The organism is Serratia sp. DFXYC6 (assembly GCF_057196085.1).
Map to the genome: position 1 here is coordinate 787899 of NZ_JBXUNV010000001.1, position 19534 is coordinate 807432.

Annotated in this window: 13 protein-coding genes; all 13 read left to right on the forward strand. The window is 61.2% G+C overall.

Going from position 1 to position 19534, the window contains the following annotated elements:
* Nucleotides 1–6 precede the first annotated feature (6 nt).
* Nucleotides 7–1848: a type VI secretion system baseplate subunit TssF gene (gene tssF / locus AC2CGQ_RS03910; protein WP_004935363.1), complete on the forward strand. Its 1842-nt coding sequence runs from the start codon at nucleotides 7–9 to the stop codon at nucleotides 1846–1848.
* Nucleotides 1841–2869: a type VI secretion system baseplate subunit TssG gene (tssG, locus tag AC2CGQ_RS03915; protein ID WP_004935359.1), complete on the forward strand. Its 1029-nt coding sequence runs from the start codon at nucleotides 1841–1843 to the stop codon at nucleotides 2867–2869. The genes tssF and tssG overlap by 8 nt, the downstream gene beginning before the upstream one ends.
* A 16-nt stretch (nucleotides 2870–2885) precedes the next feature.
* Complete coding sequence (gene tssH / locus AC2CGQ_RS03920) at nucleotides 2886–5471, forward strand: type VI secretion system ATPase TssH (RefSeq protein WP_021505820.1); 2586 nt, start codon at nucleotides 2886–2888, stop codon at nucleotides 5469–5471.
* Nucleotides 5472–5535: 64 nt separating this feature from the next.
* Nucleotides 5536–7797 (forward strand): type VI secretion system tip protein VgrG, encoded by a 2262-nt coding sequence (vgrG, locus tag AC2CGQ_RS03925; protein ID WP_004935351.1) that lies wholly within the window; start codon nucleotides 5536–5538, stop codon nucleotides 7795–7797.
* A 12-nt stretch (nucleotides 7798–7809) separates the two neighbouring features.
* Nucleotides 7810–10035: a DUF2169 family type VI secretion system accessory protein gene (locus AC2CGQ_RS03930; RefSeq protein WP_484593488.1), complete on the forward strand. Its 2226-nt coding sequence runs from the start codon at nucleotides 7810–7812 to the stop codon at nucleotides 10033–10035.
* Nucleotides 10025–11179, forward strand: a complete 1155-nt coding sequence (locus AC2CGQ_RS03935) for a pentapeptide repeat-containing protein (protein WP_015378387.1) — start codon at nucleotides 10025–10027, stop codon at nucleotides 11177–11179. The genes AC2CGQ_RS03930 and AC2CGQ_RS03935 overlap by 11 nt, the downstream gene beginning before the upstream one ends.
* Nucleotides 11172–11786 (forward strand): DUF3540 domain-containing protein, encoded by a 615-nt coding sequence (locus AC2CGQ_RS03940; protein WP_021505818.1) that lies wholly within the window; start codon nucleotides 11172–11174, stop codon nucleotides 11784–11786. Before AC2CGQ_RS03935 ends, AC2CGQ_RS03940 begins: the two co-directional genes overlap by 8 nt.
* 6 nt (nucleotides 11787–11792) lie before the next feature.
* On the forward strand, nucleotides 11793–12158 hold the full coding sequence (locus AC2CGQ_RS03945) for a PAAR-like domain-containing protein (protein ID WP_031300673.1): 366 nt from the start codon (nucleotides 11793–11795) through the stop codon (nucleotides 12156–12158).
* Nucleotides 12159–12188: 30 nt separating this feature from the next.
* On the forward strand, nucleotides 12189–12674 hold the full coding sequence (locus tag AC2CGQ_RS03950; RefSeq protein ID WP_099982554.1) for a type VI secretion lipoprotein TssJ: 486 nt from the start codon (nucleotides 12189–12191) through the stop codon (nucleotides 12672–12674).
* A gap of 1 nt (nucleotide 12675) precedes the next feature.
* Nucleotides 12676–14034, forward strand: a complete 1359-nt coding sequence (gene tssK / locus AC2CGQ_RS03955) for a type VI secretion system baseplate subunit TssK (protein WP_004935332.1) — start codon at nucleotides 12676–12678, stop codon at nucleotides 14032–14034.
* Nucleotides 14031–15542, forward strand: coding sequence for a type IVB secretion system protein IcmH/DotU (gene icmH / locus AC2CGQ_RS03960; protein ID WP_004935328.1), 1512 nt, complete (start codon nucleotides 14031–14033; stop codon nucleotides 15540–15542). Before tssK ends, icmH begins: the two co-directional genes overlap by 4 nt.
* Nucleotides 15543–15577: 35 nt before the next feature.
* Complete coding sequence (gene tssM, locus AC2CGQ_RS03965; protein ID WP_004935326.1) at nucleotides 15578–19057, forward strand: type VI secretion system membrane subunit TssM; 3480 nt, start codon at nucleotides 15578–15580, stop codon at nucleotides 19055–19057.
* A 25-nt stretch (nucleotides 19058–19082) separates the two neighbouring features.
* Entirely contained in the window at nucleotides 19083–19436 is a 354-nt protein-coding gene (locus AC2CGQ_RS03970) for a DUF6277 family protein (RefSeq protein ID WP_033632662.1), read from the forward strand.
* The last annotated feature ends 98 nt before the right edge of the window (nucleotides 19437–19534 follow it).

Genomic DNA, 19534 nt, shown 5'->3' on the forward strand with positions numbered 1-19534 from the left:
GTGACTATGTTCAGTGAGCGCTTTCTCCAATTATATAATGATGAGCTGCGTTATTTTCGCGAGGCCGGTCGTCAGTTCGCCTCTTCTCATCCCCAGGTCGCCCAGCATTTAGGCATGCATATCGACGGCGTGCTGGATCCTTTCGTTGAGCGTCTGTTGGAGGGCTCCGCGTTCCTTTGCACCCGCATCCAGGAAAAGCTGAACAATGAGCAGCCGGAATTTGCCCTGCAAATGCTCTCACGCCTGGCGCCGCTGTGGTATACGCCGGTTCCCGCGATCGCCACCGTCGCGATTAAGCCCGATCTCTCTTTTCCCCAGTGGCACAGCCAGGTTGACCTGCCGCGCGGGAGCCGCATGACCCTCAACGATATCTCGCTGAACAACAAACCCGCCACGTTCACCACGGCGCGGCATATTAAAGTGCAGCCGGTTGAGATTTCACTGGCGGAATGCGAGATTTTGCCGCCGCACCATTTGCCTGACGGCGCCGCCAGACACATGCAGGATTGCTCGGCCTACGTCAGGATATGCCTGACGACCCACGGCGTGCTTCCCGTCTCGGAGCTGGATCTCGAGCCGCTGCACCTGACGCTGGCGGAAGATACGGTGCGGGCCAATCAACTGCTGGCCGCGTTGCTTAATCGCACCTTGCGCATCGTGCTATGGGCGAAAAGCGACGACCGGCCAATCGTCAAAGTCTTGCCGCCGGACAGCTTGCGCCTGGGCGGCGTCAGCGATGAAGAAGCCTTGTTGCCCACCGTGGTGGGAGAATTGCCCGGCAACCGGCTGATGCGCGAATACTTCGCCGCGCCAAGCCGCTTCTTCAGCCTGGAGCTGCATGGCGTGCAGGATTTTCTGCGCCAATGTGAACGCGTTCACGAGTTCGAGATCTTGTTCGCGCTGGAGCAACGCCCACTCACTCTGATCGGTCGCGTCAACGCCAGGGATTTTCATCTTTTCGCGACCCCGGTCATCAACCTGTATCGCCGCCATTGCTCGCCGGTGCTGCTGACGGATGAGCGCACGGAGCACCAGCTGGTGGTCGATCGTTTGAACACCTCGCTGTATGAGATACACAGCGTAAAACAGGTGAAAGGCATGCTGCCCGACGGCAACCCGGTGATTTTCTCTTCGCTGCAGGCCGACGTGCAGTACGACTGCGAGCGGGAGCCGGCCGGTTATACGCTGCACCGTCGTCGGGAGCCGTCGCCCTCCAAGTACAACAATCCGCACCTGCCCAACGAAGATACCTTCATCGCCATCTCGCCGGGCAAAAGCGGCATCGACATCGACGACATCACGTCGCTCAGCGTCGAGGCGCTGGTCTGCGAACGGCATCTGGTGCCGGCGCACCTTCAGCAGCCGCATTTCCAGCTGGAAACGGCGATGCCGATCCACCAGGTGGAGATCGTCCGCTACCCGAGCAACCCGGTCGCGGTGCCGAACATCAGCCAGGCGTGGCAGGCGATTCAGATGCTGGCCTCCAATCCTCTGCGCCATGCGCGCCCCGACGTTCAGGATTGTTCGGCGCTGTTGCGCGACTGGCTGTCGTTGTTCTGCCATCAGGATGACTCCAGCCAGCGCAAGCGCATCGCCAGCATCAAAAACGCCTGGGTGGAGCACCACTTCGAACGCAATCAGGGGCCGGGGCCGCTGGCCTGGATCCGCGGGGCCGAGATCGCCGTCAACTTAAGCGCCAACCATCATGCCGACCACGGCGCCTATCTGTTCGGCAAAATATTGCACCACGCGTTGAGCCAATACGGCGACCTGAACCAAACGTTAAGCATGAAGCTGTTGCTGGATGGGGAAACCCACGCCGACTGGGGGGCGCTCTACTATGGCTGATATGTCGTTGATGCGTGAAACGGCGCTCTCGTTGGAACAGGCGCCAACGCCGGGGGCGCAGAGCGAAAGCGCGGGCCAGGCCGAAATCCGCGGGCTGTCCAATCGACAGGATTTTTTCGAGCTGCTGCGGCGTATCGAACGCGCGCAGCCGGATGCGCCGCGGCTCGGCGTCTCCAACGATCGCAGCCGCGAAAGGCTCTGCATTACCCAGCCGGCGGATATGGCGTTCGCTTCGCGTGAAATCGCCTCTATCGTGCAGCGCCCTAAGCAAGTGCTGATCCAGGCGCGGCATTTCGGCATGTTCGCCCCCTACGGCCCGCTGCCGATCCATGTGACCGAGCACGCGCGCACCGAAGTCATCGCCAGACGCAACCAGGCGTTCCAGCAGTTCGTCGGCATCGTCAGCCAGCGCTTCGCCGTATTGCACTACCGGGCATGGGCGCAGCTGAAGGCGATGATCGGCCATGAGCATGACGATGACAAAAACCCGTTCTTGCGCCATTTGCGCCAGACGGTGGGCGTCGATACGGCGCTGACGGTGAACCCGCATATCCAGCGCCTGCGCGAGGCGTACCCCGGCACTTATCTGCCCGGTCGCCGCTCGCTGCGGCAGCTCAACAAGATGTTGGCGGCCTATTTCGCCGTTCCCATCACGATTACGCCGCGCTACGCCAAGTGGATCGACGACGGCAAGCAAAGCGGCAGCCAAAAGCTGGGCAAGTTGGGCAGCACGCGCATCGGCAGCCGCTTTTTCGATGCCCAGTACGGCGCGCATATTCAGATCGGCCCGCTGGGGGCCCCGCAGTATCAGCAGTATCAGCGCGGCAGCCGGCGGCTGCAGGCGCTGGTGAGCATCTGTCATGACTTTACGAGCCATCAGTTGATGCTGGATGTCAGCCTGCTGATCGCCACGGAGCCGGGCATGGCGGCGCAGCTGGGCGGCAAGTCGCTGAGTAAAGACAGCTGGCTGAAACCTAAGACAGGGACGTTTAGGCAGCTGGTTTATCAATCAACAACTTAATATAAGGAAATTTAAGGTGTATCAACGAGAACGTCTTTTTTCGCGATTGGGCCACTTTGCCTATCAGTCGTTCGTCGAAGCGACCAAGCTGTGCCGAACCTTCAGGCACGAATACGTGGAGCTGGAACACTGGCTGAAAGTCCTGGTGGACAAGGAGCGCGGCGACCTGCCGCTGATCCTGGCGCACTACGCCATCAACAGTCAGCGCATCAGCGATGCGTTGGATCGCATTCTTCATACCTTGCCGAACCGCACGAATGCGGTGGTGGATCTGTCGACGCAACTGGAAACGGTGGTGGAAAGAGGGCTGCTGATGAGCCAGCTCGCCGAAACGCCGTCCGGCGGGGTGCGCACCATTCATATCCTGGTCGGCATTCTGCAGGATCCCACGTTGCAGCGCAGCCTGTACCGGCTGAGCGACGAGTTCAAAAAACTGCCGATCCCGCAGCTGTTCGACGATTATCCGGCGATTCTGGCGGAGTCCGTCGAGCATGAGGAAGAGGAAGAAGAGGTCTACAGCGCCCACGGCGATGCGCCGGAGACGTCCGAGACGGTCGATATTCTCGATAAATGGTGCGCCGATCTGACCCGCCAGGCGCGCGACGGTGAAATCGATCCGGTGATTGGCCGCGAAGCGGAGCTGCGCCAGGTGATCGACATCTTGCTGCGTCGCCGGCAGAACAACCCGATTTTGGTGGGCGAAGCCGGGGTCGGCAAAACGGCGGTGGCGGAAGCGCTGGCCTGCAAGATAGCCCAGGGGCAGGTGCCGCCGCTGCTGCAGGGCGCCCGGCTGCTGTCTTTGGATCTGGGGCGCATGCAGGCCGGGGCGAGCATGAGGGGCGAATTCGAATCGCGCCTGAAAGCGCTGATCGACGCCATCGCGCATTCGGCGGTGCCGGTGATCCTGTTTTGCGACGAGGCGCATACGCTGGTGGGCGCCGGCGGGCAGGCCGGCACCGGCGACGCCGTCAACCTGTTGAAACCGATGCTGGCCAGGGGGGCGCTGCGCATGGTGGCGGCGACCACCTGGTCGGAATACAAACAGTTTATCGAGCCGGACGCCGCGCTGACGCGCCGTTTCCAGTACGTGTTGGTTTCTGAACCCGACGAAGAGAATGCGGTGAACATGATGCGCGCCATCGCCCCGCATTTTGCGCAGCACCACAGCGTCAAGATCCGCGAGTCGGCGCTGCAGGCGGCGGTGCATTTGTCGCTGCGCCATCTGCCGTCGCGGCAACTGCCGGACAAAGCCATCAGCTTGCTGGACACCGCCTGCGCGCGGGTGGCGCTGAGCCAGCATGCGCTGCCTGAAAAAATCGAGTCGCTCGAGGCCGGGTTGGCGGTGAAGCGCACCGAAATGAACGGCCTGCAGGAGGAAAGCAAATTCGACGATCTGGCGCTCAGCCGCATCACTGAATTGCAGCAGACCCTCAGCGATATGGAAGGCGAACTGGCTGCGCTGCGTCAGCGGCAGGCGCAGGAGCAACAGGCGGTCACCACCTTGCTCGACGCGGAGCGGCAGTCGCCGGAGCGCTTGCCGCAGTTGGCCTCCGAGCTGGGAGCCTTGCAAGACGGCGGCCTGCCGTTGGTGTATCCGTGGGTGGATGACCGCGTCGTGGCGGAGGTGTTGTCGGATTGGACCGGCATCCCCACCGGCCGCATGCTGCAAAGCGATCTGGACAATGCGCTCAATCTCAATCAACTGCTGAGCCGCCAGATATTCGGCCAGCAGACGGCGATCGATGAAATCGCGCAGGCGGTGCGCATCTCCCGCGCCGGCATTCAGGCGCACGATCGGCCATTGGGCGTTTTCATGCTGTCCGGCCCGAGCGGCGTCGGCAAAACGGAGACCGCGTTTGCGCTGGCGGAGGCGATGTACGGCGGCGCGCACAACCTGATCGTCTTCAATATGAGCGAGTTTCAGGAATCGCATACCGTTTCCACCCTGAAAGGGGCGCCGCCGGGCTATGTCGGCTACGGCAAGGGCGGCAAGTTGACCGAGGCGGTGCGCCGCAAACCTTATTCCATCGTCTTGCTCGACGAATTCGACAAGGCGCATCCCGATATCCACGAGGCGTTTTATCAAGTCTTCGACAAGGGCGTGATGGAAGACGGTGAGGGCCGCATGATCAGCTTCCGCCAGTGTTTCATTTTAATGACGAGCAATATCGGCGCCGGCGAAATAGAAGCGACGCTGGCGGAAACGCCGGATCTGAAAACCGAAGCGCTGCGGCCGATGCTGCACGACGTGCTGGCGCGCTTCTTCCCGGCGGCGCTGTTGGCGCGCATGAACGTCATTCCCTACGTGCCGCTTTCTACCGAAGCGATAACCCATATCGCCACCAAACAGATTTCGCGTTTACAACAGCGTTTGCACAAAGAAGTGGGCGTGTCGCTGGTGCTGGAAGGCGACATTCCAGGCTGGATAGCCAAACGCATCAGCGCCCATCCTTCGCGCGGCAGAGCGGTCGAGTCGCTGCTGCAGCAGGCGATTTTGCCGCCCATCAGCAATGAAGTGCTGCAGCGCAAACGGACGGGACAGGAACTGCAGAATATCCAACTCATGGTCGAGAACGATAGTTTAAGTGTTTATTTCGACTGATTTTTAATTTGCCGCCGGCCCGTAAACGCGGGGCGGGGTTCGATATCGGATCAGAGAGGTTGTTATGCCTTTAATCGAAATTGATAACCCGGTGTTAGCCGAATTAAATGCGTTTCCACTCAGCTTCACCACCAAAGAAGGGTTGTCGAGCAACTCGCAATATACGCTCGAATTCGAATGTGAACAGGCGGACGTTGATTATGAATCTCTGCTGGGTCAAGGGATCAGCATTCAAATAGAAAGGCCGGATTTCGGCGCGCGGCCGTTTTACGCTTACGTGATCGGCGCCTCCGATTCGGGGCAGCATCAGGATAAGTTCGTTTATAAGCTGGAGCTGAGCACCTGGCTGTGGTTTTTGATGCAAAACCGCAACAGCCGCATTTTCCAGGATTTGAACGTGCTCGACATCATCGAGCAAATCTTCTCGCGCTACGGTTTTGCCGACTACCGTCTGGATATTCAAGGCACTTATCCGACGCGTGAATATTGCGTGCAGTTTTCCGAAACGGATTTCGCGTTTATCAGCCGCCTGCTGGAAGACGAAGGCATCTGGTATTACTTCGATCACGCCGAGGATAAACACACGCTGGTGATCACCGACCGGCAGAATTTCGACGATCTGGATTTCGGTTACGCCGTGTTGCCGTTCATGCCAGACAGCGAAGAAAACCGCGCCATCCGCGAAGGGATCCAGCGCATCCAGCGCTCCCGCAAAGTGCGCCCGAATGAAATCGTGCTGCGCGACTTTGACTTCCAGAACCCGCGCAAGAACCTGCAAACCAAGGTGGAAGAGAGCCGCCTCGGCCTGCAGAACACCCCGCTGGAGTGGTACGACTACGCGGCGGGTTATGTGGATACCGAACGCGGTGAAAACCTGGCGCGGCTGCGCCTGGAAGAAATGCAAAGCGACGGCCATCTGCTGTTTGGCGAGAGCAACGCCGTCGGGCTGATGGCCGGCAAGGATTTCTCCTTGATTTTGCATCCGGACGCCAACCGCAACCGCCGCTTCAAGCTGACTCGCTGCGACTATGTGTTCGTGCAAGACGGCCCGGACAGCAGCAGCGACGGCCGCAACGTCACCTGCCGTTTCAATGCGTTGAACGACGACGTGCCGTTCCGCCCGCTGCGCGAAACGCCAAAACCGCAGATGCCGGGCATCCAGAGCGCCACCGTGGTCGGCGCGCCCAACTCCGAAGTGCATACCGACAAATTTGCGCGCATCCGCGTGCATTTCCACTGGGATCGCTACAAAACCACCGAGGAAGACAGCTCTTGCTGGATCCGTGTGGTGCAGGCCTGGGCGGGGAAAGGCTGGGGCGTGATCGCCATGCCGCGCGTCGGCCAGGAAGTGCTGGTGACCTATGTCGACGGCGATCTCGATCGTCCGATGGTGACCGGGATTGTGTATAACGGCGACAACCCGCCGCCTTATCAGTTGCCTGAATACATCAACTACTCGGGCATGGTGTCGCGTTCGCTGCGCTTCGGCAAGCCGCAGCATGCCAGCCAGTTGACCTTCGATGACAACCGCAACAACGAACGCGTCATGCTGCATGCCGAACGCGATCTGCAAACCACGGTGGAGCGCAACCAGGCCACCGAGGTGGGAATGGACAAGTTCGACATCATCCGCCGCACCTTTACCGACTGGTTCACCAACCACGTCTCTTACAAGGATTACGTCTTCAGCATTACCGGGTTTGACGCCTCGATTAAAGGCGTCAGCGCGTCGATGACCGGCGTCAGCCTCACCGCCACCGGCGTGAGCACCTCGTTCACCGGCGTCAGCACCTCGTTCACCGGCGTGAGCACGTCATTTACCGGCGTCAGCACTTCGTTCACCGGGCTGAGCACCTCGTTCACCGGGCAGAGCACCAGCTGCACCGGCGTATCAAACTCGATGACCGGCGAAAGCAACTCCTTCACCAGCATCAGCAACAGCATGACCGGCGAAAGCAACAGCTACACCACGGTCAGCACCAGCCAGACCGGCAGCAGCACCAGCTTTACCGGCGTCAGCGTCAGCACCACCGGATCGTCGACCAGCACCACCGGCTGCAGCATCAGCACCACCGGATCGTCGACCAGCACCACCGGCTGCAGCATCAGCACCACCGGCAGCAGCGTGAGCACCACCGGCAGCAGCGTCGGCACCACCGGCAGCAGCGTCAGCAGCACCGGCAGCAGCGTCAGCAATACCGGCAGTAGCGTCAGCAATACCGGCAGCAGCACCAGCACGACAGGGGTGTCGATCAGCTATACCGGCGCGTCACTGTCCGAGACCGGCGTCGATTTGAAAAAAGTCGGGATGCAAAGCAAAAACTAACGAGGCGCGGCAATGAGAATCATACGGCCACAGCAATTGGTGGCGATTAAAGGAAGTTACCAGATCGGGACAGACAGCCGGCTCGGCATCAGCGTCGTGGCCGGATGCTACCTGTCCCGGCCTGAACACTTCGTGAACGAAGCCGAAATCTGGGAGGCGTGGAAGCGCGTGCCGCTCAGCCTGCCGATATTGGATGTTGCCGAGCCGAAGCCGTTCGCCGAATACCTGATCGCCGGCCATGCCGGTATCGGTCAGCCGGTGAAAACGCTGAATGTCAGCGCCGACATCGGCGGGCTGAAGCGCCGTTGGCGGGTCGAGGGCGAGGGACGGCGCGGCGCGATGGAGGTGGAACCCTTCCTCAGCGTGCCGCTGGATCACACCTCCGCCTGGGGCGGCAAAGACAACAAGGAGAACCCGTTTGGCCGCGGCTGCAATGACGGGCTGCGGCCGCTGCTGATGACGCTGTCCGCCGAGGGGACCGCGCAGGAGCGCTCTCCGCTGGCGGCGCCGGCGCCGGTGCCGCACGAGTTTGCGCTGCGCAAGGCGCACATCGATAAGGTGGCGGGCCAGATCGCCGGCAAAGCCTATCTCGAGACGGTATTCCCCGGGCTGCCGGCCAATATCGATCGGCGTTATTTCCAGATGGCGCCGCCGGCGCAGTGGTTGCCGGAAGCGGCGTGGCCGGATCGGGTGCCCTTCGAGCTGCAGGGCGTCGGCGCGCAAAGCGAGGCGATTCGCGGCGAGCTGCCGGCGGTGCGCGGACGGGCGTTCATCCGCCGTCACGATAGCGACAGCCTCGAGGAAATCGAGCTGCAGCGCAAAACGCTGTGGTTCCTGCCCGACAGCGACATCGCTTTGCTTATCTTCACCGGCAATGCGCCGTTGACGCATCTGCTGGACGAGTCCATCGAGTCCGTCATGCTGGCGTTGGATCGCTGCGATGCGCCGCGCTCGTTCGACTATTTCCAACAGGTATTCCGCAAGCGCAGCGACGATGACGCCTCGCCCTTTGAGTTTCTGTTTGATCCGGATCTGATGCCGGCGGAGATGGGGTTGAACGTCATCCAGGCGGTGTCGGATCACCCCAGCGACTTGCGTTACGATCCGTCGCCCACCTCTCTGGGCGATTCCGCCGTGTTCTATCGACGCATCCGCGAGGCGATCGCCTTGCACCAGCAACAAACGTCGGCGGAGCCGGCTTCCGTGACGCTGCCCGATGTGCCGGATCTTCCCGCCGAAGACGGCAATGACGCGTTTTTCCCCGATAGCGCGACCGTGGAAGGAAAGACCTTCAGCGGTTTGCGCTGCGAGGCGCTGTCGGGCAGGCATTTTCTGCAGTGCCGCTTTGAGCGCTGCGATTTCTCGCAGGCTTCTTTTGAGAACTGCACCTTCGAAAACTGCGTTTTTGATGGGGTCAACCTGACGCAGGCGGCGCTGCGCCAGATCCGCATGATCTCGTGCACGCTGCAAAAGCCGTTGCTGGCGGAAAGCGTGTGGCAAGAGGCGGTCTTCGAACGGGTGACGCTGGCGGAGCCTCAGGGGCAAGGCCTGCGCGCCGACCACGTGAAGCTGGATAACTGCGTTTTCGAGCGGGGCGATTTCACCGCGAGCCGCTTTGAACACGCGGCGATCGGCAACGGCATGTTTAATGGCGCAACGCTGATCCGCGCGCAGTTTCTGCAAGGCGAGCTGGACGCGTGCGTGTTTAACCGCTGCCTCGCCGAAGAGGCGGTTGCGCTGGAGATGACGCTCACCAAAAACTCGTTCCTTGGCGGCAACTGGCGCGGCGTGCGGTTCGAACGCTGCCGTGTCGAGAGCCTGACGGCGGGCATGCAGGCGAACTTTTCCCACGCCGTGTTCAGCGATAGCTGTTTCACCAAAGTGGGATTGAAAGCGGCGCGTATGGAGAGGTGCCAACTGCAGTACAGCGTTTTCACTGAATGCAACTTTGACGAGGCCGATCTGACGGCCTGCGCGATCGCCGGCTGCGATCTGGCCGGCGTGCGGTTTAAAGACAGCCTGTTGACGCACTCACGTTGGCAAAACAGCAGCGCTCAGCAAGGCCTGTTTTATAACGCCGATCTGCGCGATGCGGCATTTGACCAGTGCAATCTGGCGGCGGCGCATCTGGCGATGACCTGGCAGGACGCCGGCACGCGGTTCAGCGGTTGTCTGCTGGAGCGTGCGTGTTGGGTGCCGCGCAGAATCATTCATGGGGACTATGCGCATGAAAACTGAAAGCCGCGTGATTCAACAGGCGCTGCCTGACCGAGAGGCGATCGAACTGGAGGTCGCCCAGGCGGTGGCGCAGACGCCGCCCATGCCGCGGATCTTCAAGAAACGCCGGTTCCACGATCGCGAGCTGAAAGGGTTGACGCTGAGCGACTGCTTTTTCATCGACTGTCATTTCGAACGCGTCACGTTTGAAGGCTGTGATTTGCGGGCGGTGCGCTTTGAGGGCTGCACCCTGCAGCAGGTCAACGTGGTCGGTGGCAGCCTGATGCGCCTGTCGTTCAACGAATGCCGGTTTGACAACCTGACGCTGCAACAGGGGCTGCTGTGCAATTTGGCGTGTAACGACACCGCGCTGCAGGGGTGTTACGTCGGCGATTGTCTGCTGGATGACTGCGGTTTGATCCGGTGCGAGGTCAACGGCGCGGAAATTGAACGCAGCAGCCTGGGGCATCTGGCGGTGCAGTCCAGCACCCTGACCAACCTGATGTTTCACCAGGACGTGATACAGGACGCCAACTGGTACGCCTGCCAACTCACGCAGTGCCTGTGGCAGGCGTCGACCCTGGATCGTCAGGTGATGGGCAGTTGTCAGCTGGAGACGTGCAGCTGGCAGACGATCGCGGGGCAGGCGCGCATCTGGTTCACCTGCCGCCTGTCGGGCTGCACTTTGGCGCAGCTACAGCTGCAGGGCGCCAGTTTTCACCGCAGCGAGCTGGAGGGGTGTTCGTTCGCCGACAGCGATCTGACCTCGGCGATCTTCGCCGAAGCGCAGGTACAGCGCTGCGATTTCGAACGCGCGACGCTGACCCTGGCGCAGGGGCAGAAGGCCCGGTTCAGCGAATGCGCGATGGGCGGCGCCAACTGGGGGCGCGCCATCTTGCCGCAAGCGGAATTCAGGGCGTGCGATCTGGCGTTAGCCAATCTTGAGCAGGCCGAACTGCGGGAAGCGAACCTGATCGAACAGCCGTTGACCGCCGCTCAGCAACAGAGTGCTCGCCTGCATGGCGCGCAGCGTCATCGCGCCGAAAACGTGCCGCTTACCGCCGATCCGTTCTTGAGTGCGATCGACGCCTGGTATGCGCATCAACAACCGGGGCCGCGGCAACCGTCGTATCAACGGCCAACAGGAGTAAGCAGATATGTATAAATCCAGAAGAGAGCATCAGAAGGTCTATGCCAACGCCAGGGTGACGCCTTTGCAGTTGGTGCGCAGCGCTCCGCTTCCCGAACAAGGGGGGCGCAAGGTAGTGACGCTGGCGGCCGACGCCAACGGCAGTCTGTATGTCGACGGCATGCGAGCCCATTGTCTGGCGGTCGCCACCAGCTGCCTGGTTCAGCCGCTGGCGGGCGATCGCGTTTGCGTCATCGCCGACGGCGACAAGTTGGTCATTACCGAGATCTTGTCGCGGCAACAGGCGCACGCCGTCATGACGCTGGACAGCCGCTGCGCCAACTTGCGCATCGTGGCGCCGGAGATCGAGCTGCAGGGCGGCAAGCGGCTGACGTTGCGCAGCCCGCACTTCACGCTGCTGACGCGCAGCAGCCGTTGGGTGGCCGAAACGCTGCACCAAATCTCTCAACGCCTGTTTGTGCGCAGCAAGCACGCGAGCCGGCGGGTGGAGGAAACCGACGAGGTGCTGGCGAAGCACATCATTCAGGATGCGCGGCAATCCCTCGTCATCAACAGTGAAATTGGTTCTCTGAAGTCTTCGGCGGTGCTGAAGATCGACGGCGGCCAGATACATATGGGGTAAACCACCATGACTGCAGCCAATAACAACATGGCCGGGATCAGCTTTGCCGGCTGTGACCCGATGATACCGGCGCCGGGCCCGAACACCGCGCCCAACAACACCGGCATACCGAACGTGCCTAACTGTTTCCTTTGCGGCGGCAATGAACAGAATCTCGGCAGCATTCGCGCGGCCACCGTCGATTCGGGCGGGGTGATCGGCGCCGCCTCCGGGACGCATTCGGCCCAGATGCAGCCGGTGCAGGGATCGGGCAAGTATTTCACCGGCGGCATGCCGGTCACGCGGCTAGGCGATTCCAGCACGACGAACAATAACAACATGGTCGCCACTCAGGTCGCGCCGAGCCAGACCAAATGTTTCGTTAATGCATAGGAGTTCAGCATGGTGAAAACGCTCCGGGGGATGGCGACAGGGGGACTGTTGGCGGTGGGGATGCTCGGCGGATGCAGCTGGTTTTCTCACGACGAGGCTGCGGATGCGGGGCGCCGGTTGCGGTTTATCGACGTCGAGGTGACCGCCAACGACAACGTGAACCCGAATGCCGCCGGGGAGGCGCAGCCGGTCAAGGTATGCGTGATAGAAACCAATCGCTCGGGGTGGATGCCCGAGGGGATTGGCGACGGCGCTCCTTGCCGCGAGACGGCGCCGTCGGAAGGGGCGCTGAGCCGGCAGCAGAGCATTTTGCAACCGAGGGAGACGTTGCGTTATCGCTTCGAGGTGCCGGCGGGGCAAGAGCGATGGGTCGTCGTCGGGGCGGAGTTTCAGCAAATCAGCGGCGTGTTGCCGCTCGCCGAGCAAAAGTCCCCTGCGCAGGCTGATTCGCAAATGAAGGTGATGGTGGGGATGACGTCACTCAGCATAGTGACTAACGACAAAATGGATGAATGACATGTTACCTAAACAACGCGTCGCCTGGGTAGAAGGCATGTTGATGGAACCGCAGCATTTCCAGCAGCAGGAACGTTTTTTCGAGCACTTGATTGAAGCGCGCTTGCGCAGCGTCGAAACCTTCACCTGGGGGTTCCTGACGCTGGAGATCGACAACGGGCTATTGGAACAGGGCAAGTTTGCGCTGAAGAAAGCCAAGGGCGTTTTCCCCGACGGCACGGCGTTCAGCATGCCTGAGGATATACCGCTGCCGCCGCCGCTGGTGCTGGGAGAAGGCTGCCAGGGGAAAGTGGTGTGCCTGTCCGTGCTGATGGACATCGCCGGCAACGCCCAGATCGATCTTATCCAGGATGCGCGAAAAAGCAGCCGTTTTCGCACCATGGACGCCGAGGTGCCGGATCGCAACCACGGCGTCAGCCTGGAGGGAACGCCGCGCGTGTGCACGATGCAACTGGGCAGCCTGGTGACGCGGCTAAGCCTGGAGGACGCGGTCAGCAGCGCGGAAAGCGTGCTGCCGGTCGGTTTCGTGCGCGAGCTGACCAGCGATCGTCGGGTGCTGCTGGATGAGCGCGCCTTGCCGCCGATGCTGGATTTCCGCGCCATCGGCTGGCTGCCCGCTTTCACCACCGAATTGCTTGGGCTGATCAGCCAGCGTCTGGAGTCGGTTTTCCGCCCGGACGTGCATATGACGATCGGCGGGCTTTCCGAGCTGCTGGAACTGCTGTTGCTGCAAACCTTGAGCGAGTTCAATTTGCGCATCAGCCAACTGCTGGCCAGCCCGCAGGTGCATCCTGAAACCCTGTTCGACACGTTGCTGAGCCTGCTGGGGCGGCTCAGCATCATTCCCGGCGGCGAACGCCTCTGGGATCGGGCCGATTTGGTGTATCTGCACGATGAACCGCACAACTGCTACTTCCAGCTGTTCGCCTCGATTCGCCGCGCGCTGTCGCTGGTGATCGAAGCGCCGGCGGTGGCGTTGCCGTTTGTCGATCGCGGCGACAGCATTTATCTGTGCCCGAACGACTCGCAGCTGCGCCTGGAAAAACTGGTGTTCGCCGTCAGCTGCGGTTTGTCCATCGAGCATCTGCGCTCGTATTTCCCCGCGCAGGTCAAACTGGGGCCGGTCGAGAAAATCATTCAGCTGATCGATCTGCAATTGCCGGGCGCTCGCTTGTTGCCGATGGCTTCGCCGCCGCGGCACATACCGTATTACCCGAACAGCATCTATTTCGAGGTTGATCATGCCGACCCGATTTATAAGGAAATGATGGCCGGCTCGGCGATGGCGCTCAGCATCGTGGGTGATTTCCCCGACCTGCGTTTTGACGTCTGGGGATTAAGGCAAGGGAGGGTGGGATGAACGAATTCGAGAGAAAAATACGCGAGGCGATGGCGGTAACGCGCAATAACGCGACGCCGCGCCTTCCCGCGTCCGGCTCTGTGGGCAAAACGACGGCGGAGATCGCCGCGCTGTCCTTCGGCGCGCGGGCGCTGGCCGCCAAGCTGCGGCCGGGAAGCGCCGGGGTGGCGACGCCCCCCGAACCCAAGCCTTATGAGGCTGAAAGCGTTGCGCCGGAAAGCAGCGAGCCCGCGCCGGGCGAGCGCCCGGCCGAGGCCGCGCCGACCTCGAGCGGGCTGTTCGGCCGCGCCGCGCTGAGCAAGCCCGGCGTGATGATGGGCCATTGGGACAACCCGCTGATCGCCGCCGCCATCCCGGTTCTGCTGCAGGTGGAGCGGGTGCGCGATCAGAAACAGCTGAATCCGGGCGCGGTGCGCGCGCAGATCGTGCGCGAGATCCAACAATTCCAGCAGACGCTGCTGGCGGATCACATCGCGCCGAGCGATGTGGACAAGCTGGCCTATCTGCTGTGCTCCTACGTGGATGAGTGTTGCATGAGCACGCTCGAATCCGGCGAACTGAATCTCAGCCTGCTGGTGGAGTTTTATCGCGACGCCTGGGGCGGGGAAAAGTGCTTCGAGCACCTGCAGGCCTATCTGGCCGCCTCGCCGCGCAACAAGGAGATCCTGGCGTTTTACGATCTGATCCTGTCGCTGGGCTTCGAAGGGCAATATCACGTAATGGAACGCGGCGCGGTGCTGTTGGCCGACGTGCGCAACCGTCTTGACGGCTATCTGTACAGCCAGAACCCGACGCAGACGCTGGCCGATGCCGAGCCGAGCAAAGTGGTGCGCAAGGCGACCCGCATCACGCCGCTGAAGCTGCTGTGCTACGGCCTGGCCATCGCGCTGCTGGCGTATGCCTCGGCCGCCTGGTATCTGCACGATCAGTCCCGCGCGCTGCGCAACGCCATTTTGGCCTGGACACCGCCGCAGCCGCGCAAAATCAACATCATGGAGACGCTGCCGCAGCCGCTGCCGCAAATCCTCAGCGAAGGGTGGCTGGAGGTGCGCGCCGATCCGCGCGGCTGGCTGTTGATCTTCACCTCCGACGGCGCATTCGCCACCGGGCAGTCGAAGCTGTCGGAAGAGTTTAAAAAGAAACGCAACATCGAGCGTTTGGGGGAAGCGCTGGCGCCGTGGCCGGGCGATCTGGAGGTCATCGGGCATACCGACAACAAACCGTATCGCAACACCTCCAACAACTCCAACCTGAAACTGTCCGAGGCGCGCGCGCAGACGGTCGCCGACAAGCTGCGCGAATCCTTGGCCAACAGTAAATACAACCGCACCGTGACCTCGGTCGGCAAGGGCGATCAGGAGCCGCTGGACGACAACGCGACGGAAGAAGGGCGCCGCCGCAACCGCCGCGTGGACATCCTTTGGAAAATCGGCGAGAGGGAGATGGCTTCACCGTCTGCAACGTTAAATCAGGCAGGGGTAGCCGCCGAGGTCCCCGAGGATAACTAAGACATCCGCCGGCGTAGAGATAATAAGGAAATTATATGATACGTAGATCATTCATATTGGTGATTGCCTTGCTGCTGTGTGCGGTGGTGTGGTGGATTGGGCCGTTGATCGCCATCGGCACCTATCGGCCGCTGCTGTCGGTCTGGGTCAGGGGCATCATCATCGCGCTGATCCTGTGCTGGGCGCTGTGGCCGTTCGTGGCGACGTTCTTATCCTGGGTGTTCCGCCACGCGCGAGCGCCGGCCCCGGCCAAACGCAAGACCGCCCAGCGAGATCGCGTGACCTCGCGCTTTTACGACGCTTTGCGCACCTTGCAGTACGTCGGCACGGCGAAGCAGCGCACCCCCTGGCAGCGCTTCAAATACCGCCTGACGCGCCGTTACGTCAGCGAAAAGCCGTGGTTTCTGGTCATCGGGCCGCCGGGCAGCGGCAAAACCTCGCTGATCGGCGAAAGCGGCGAACGCTTCTTGCTGGCCGAGCACTATGGCCTGCAGCAGACGGTGGACGTCGGGCCGACCCAGGATTGCAACTGGTGGCTGGCGGAGAATTCGGTGTATGTCGACACTTCCGGCGAATGGCTGCAGTTGAACGGTCTGGGGGAAGAGGGCGCCAGGGCGCGCGACACCCTGTTCAAACTGATCCGCCGCCATCGCCGCCATCCGGGCATCGACGGCATCATGCTGTGTCTTGATGCGCGTTGGTTGCTGCACGCCTCGCTGACGGAGAGAAAGTCGGTCGCCGACGCGCTGCGCGTGCGCCTGCTGGAGATGGCCTCGTGGTTCCGCAGCGAGCTGCCGGTCTATCTTACCATCAGCCACCTCGATCAACTGGTCGGCGGCGAGACCTTCCTGTCGATGCTGGGCGACGATCTGTTGCAAAAAGGCATGGGGTTCAGCCTGAACCGCGCCGAACAGGGAGAAACCCCCTTCGAGCAGTATGAAACCCTCTACCGGGAGATGGTGGCGCGCGTCAGCCATCACGTGCTCGAACTGTTGCACGATGCGCCGGACGGCCAAAACCGCCAGCAGCTGCTGTTCTTCACCGAGTCGCTGGGGTCGCTGGGCAACCCGCTGTATTCCCTGTTAGAGCAGATCTTCCCGCAAACGCCGGTGGGCTACGCCTGCCATCTGCAGCAGGTGTGGCTGGGCAGCACCATCGCCTTGCCGCCGCAGGGGGCGATCTACAACGCGGAAGCGGCGGATATCTATGAAGCTCGCCCGACCGGGCGCATTTATCACCCGGAGCTGGATTACGCCCGGCAAGAACGCGGGGTGATGCAGCAGTCTTCGCACGCCAGGCCGCTCGGCAGCCGCATGAGCTCTCTGGGCCGCTATGTGCTGGTGCTCATTCTGTTGGCGGTCTCGTTTAACCTGCTGGCGATGCGTTACCTGTGGGAGAGCGATTACATCTCTTACATTGCGGCGCGCTTTGACGAAACGAAGCGCATCGTGCGCGAAATACCGGTGACTAACCGCGTCAGCGACGATGTCATTTCCGCCTATGAGCAGCTGGGCTACATGAACGCGCAATTGGGCGGCGAAGTGTCGCCGGTGCCGAATCCCTATTTCGAGCACAAGCTGATCAACAGCGCGGCGCAAAAAACCTACCAACGCCATTTGCTGCAGATCTTCTGGCCGGCGGTGGAAAACTATATCGCGGACGAACTCAAGAATGACGTCTCGGCGTCCAACAAGGACGTCTACGGTACTTTGAAAGTGTACCTGATGATGGGCGAACCTTCGCATCGCTCCGCCGAAGCCTTGGTCGACTGGTTCATGGCGCGCTGGGAAACCTTTATGCCGCAGGGTTACACCGACATGAACAAAGGCATCTTCGCTTACCATCTGCGGGAGATGTTCTCTTTGCCGGACGCGCCGGTCATGAAGATGAACGGCGATCTGCTGCGCCTGGCGCGGGTGAAAGCGATGAACATTCCGATGCAGGTGCGGGTGGTGCGCCGCATCGAAGAGAAACCGTTGCCGGCGGCGATCAACGATATTTCGTTGGCCGACGCCGCCGGACCGAACGTCTCCTTGATGCTGCGCCGCAAGAGCCAGGCGACGGTCACCGATACCGCCGTGCCGGGGTTCTATACCCGCGCCAGCTATCGCGACGTTTTCCTGGCGCAGCTCGATGACGCCGCCAAGGACATGATCGAAGAAGAGTCCTGGGTGCTGCGCGACAGTGGGGAAGGGAAAAACGCGGTGAACTCGCTGGCCTCGGCGCAGAAGCTGGCCGACGAGGCGAGGAAGCTTTATCTCATCGAGTATGCCGACAAATGGGATGCGTTCATGCGCGATGTACGCGCCCGGCCGGTCAACGGGCTTGAGGATGCGGCGATCCTGGCGCGTCAACTGTCCGACCCTTCTTCCCCGCTGGCCAATCTGGTGCGCTTCGCCGCGCGCGAAACCAGCATGACCGGCACCAACCAGGGCGATGCGGCAAGCTGGTTCGACCGCCAGCGCAACCGCATCGAGCAGCAGCGGCGCGACATCCTGGGCGAGATTTCCGGCGAGCGCGCGCGTTTTCGTCTCACGCCGGAGCGCGCGGTGGAAGATCGCTTCGAGCTGCTGCGCCGTCTGGGCTATCAGCTGTTGCAGACCACCAACGCCAGCAACGATCCGCTGAGCCGCAGTTTCGAAGCGCTGTACAGCCAGTTGACCACCTTGTCCACCTCGCTGCGCGGCGGCCAGGTGGTGCCCGCCGGAGGCACGCTGAAGCGCCTGCAGCTGGATGCGGCGCGCCAGCCGGAACCGGTGCGCAGCGTGATGATGGATCTGTTGCAGGTCGGGGACAGCCAGACGATTCAGCAAAGCCAGAAGAACCTGAGCAAAGGCGCTTCGTCGCTGGCCTCCGGCTTGTGCAAGAGCAGCATCAGCGGGCGTTATCCGTTCTCGCGCAACGCCAGAGCGGAGGTCGGCATCGAGGACTTCTCGCGCATGTTTGGCCAAAGCGGCGCGATGCAGCAGTTCTTCGATGAGAACCTGGCCCCTTATGTGGACGTCAACGCGCAGAAATGGAATGCCAAACCGGGTTCAGAGGGGATCGTCAATGCCAGCACGCTGGGCGCGTTTGAAAATGCCCGGCTGATCCGCGATACCTTCTTCACCGCCGGCGACAAGCTGTCCTTCTCCATGTTCATCAGGCCGTTGTCCCTGACGCCGACCATTACGGAAGCGACCCTGGATATCGACGGGCAGGTGATTAACTACAGCCATGGTTTCAGCCAGCCTACCCGTATCGATTGGCCGGGCCCGAAAGGCGGCAGCTATGTTCGACTGACCTTCCGCACCGGCACCGGCCAGATCCAGGTCGCCAGTTTCGACGGGCCCTGGGCCTTGTTCCGGATGTTCGACGCCAGCAATCCCGTGCCGCTCGCCAGCGACAGACGAGAGCTGACGATGTCGATGTCGTCGGTGGTGGGCGTGCTCAAACTGGAATTGCGCTCGACGATGAAAGATTTCCCACTTTGGTCACGGGCGTTGCGAGGATTCTCGTGCCCGAAAGCGATGTAAACACAACCGTAAAGAGGTGATAAACATGTTAGATCCAGCCAAAATTTTAGAAACCATGAAGGCCGGCGGCAATTTGGGCACCAACTCCCAATCGTCGCTGAGTCAACCGTTTATGCAAGGCGTCAGCAATATTCAAATGTCGGGGCCGGATGCGGCCAAGTCGGTCATGAGTAACGTGACAAAATCTTGCGATGATATGTTCGGCAATATGAAGGGCATTTTTAATGGTCTGCAATCAAATGTGAACGCACACCAGAAAATGCAAACGAGCGAGCAGCCGAAAGATTTTAATGTTTCCATGGACGATCTTCGTCCGGCGATTGCGAAAGGGTTCCCGCACGAAATGGCGGACTTCTTTTCCAAAGTGCCGAAACTGTAATCAACAACTCGATGGATAAAATACCGGGAGGTGGAAATGCCTCCCGGTATTCACAAGGAGTGATGCGATGATCTATGACTGGATGCTTAAAAACGCCA

Coding starts and splice junctions, on each gene's coding strand:
- AC2CGQ_RS03930 (WP_484593488.1), top strand. CDS start 7,810: ATGAGAATCATACGGCCACAGCAATTGGTGGCGATTAAAGGAAGTTAC.
- vgrG (WP_004935351.1), top strand. CDS start 5,536: ATGCCTTTAATCGAAATTGATAACCCGGTGTTAGCCGAATTAAATGCG.
- AC2CGQ_RS03950 (WP_099982554.1), top strand. CDS start 12,189: ATGGCGACAGGGGGACTGTTGGCGGTGGGGATGCTCGGCGGATGCAGC.
- tssM (WP_004935326.1), top strand. CDS start 15,578: ATGATACGTAGATCATTCATATTGGTGATTGCCTTGCTGCTGTGTGCG.
- icmH (WP_004935328.1), top strand. CDS start 14,031: ATGAACGAATTCGAGAGAAAAATACGCGAGGCGATGGCGGTAACGCGC.
- tssG (WP_004935359.1), top strand. CDS start 1,841: ATGGCTGATATGTCGTTGATGCGTGAAACGGCGCTCTCGTTGGAACAG.
- AC2CGQ_RS03945 (WP_031300673.1), top strand. CDS start 11,793: ATGACTGCAGCCAATAACAACATGGCCGGGATCAGCTTTGCCGGCTGT.
- AC2CGQ_RS03935 (WP_015378387.1), top strand. CDS start 10,025: ATGAAAACTGAAAGCCGCGTGATTCAACAGGCGCTGCCTGACCGAGAG.
- tssF (WP_004935363.1), top strand. CDS start 7: ATGTTCAGTGAGCGCTTTCTCCAATTATATAATGATGAGCTGCGTTAT.
- AC2CGQ_RS03970 (WP_033632662.1), top strand. CDS start 19,083: ATGTTAGATCCAGCCAAAATTTTAGAAACCATGAAGGCCGGCGGCAAT.
- AC2CGQ_RS03940 (WP_021505818.1), top strand. CDS start 11,172: ATGTATAAATCCAGAAGAGAGCATCAGAAGGTCTATGCCAACGCCAGG.
- tssK (WP_004935332.1), top strand. CDS start 12,676: ATGTTACCTAAACAACGCGTCGCCTGGGTAGAAGGCATGTTGATGGAA.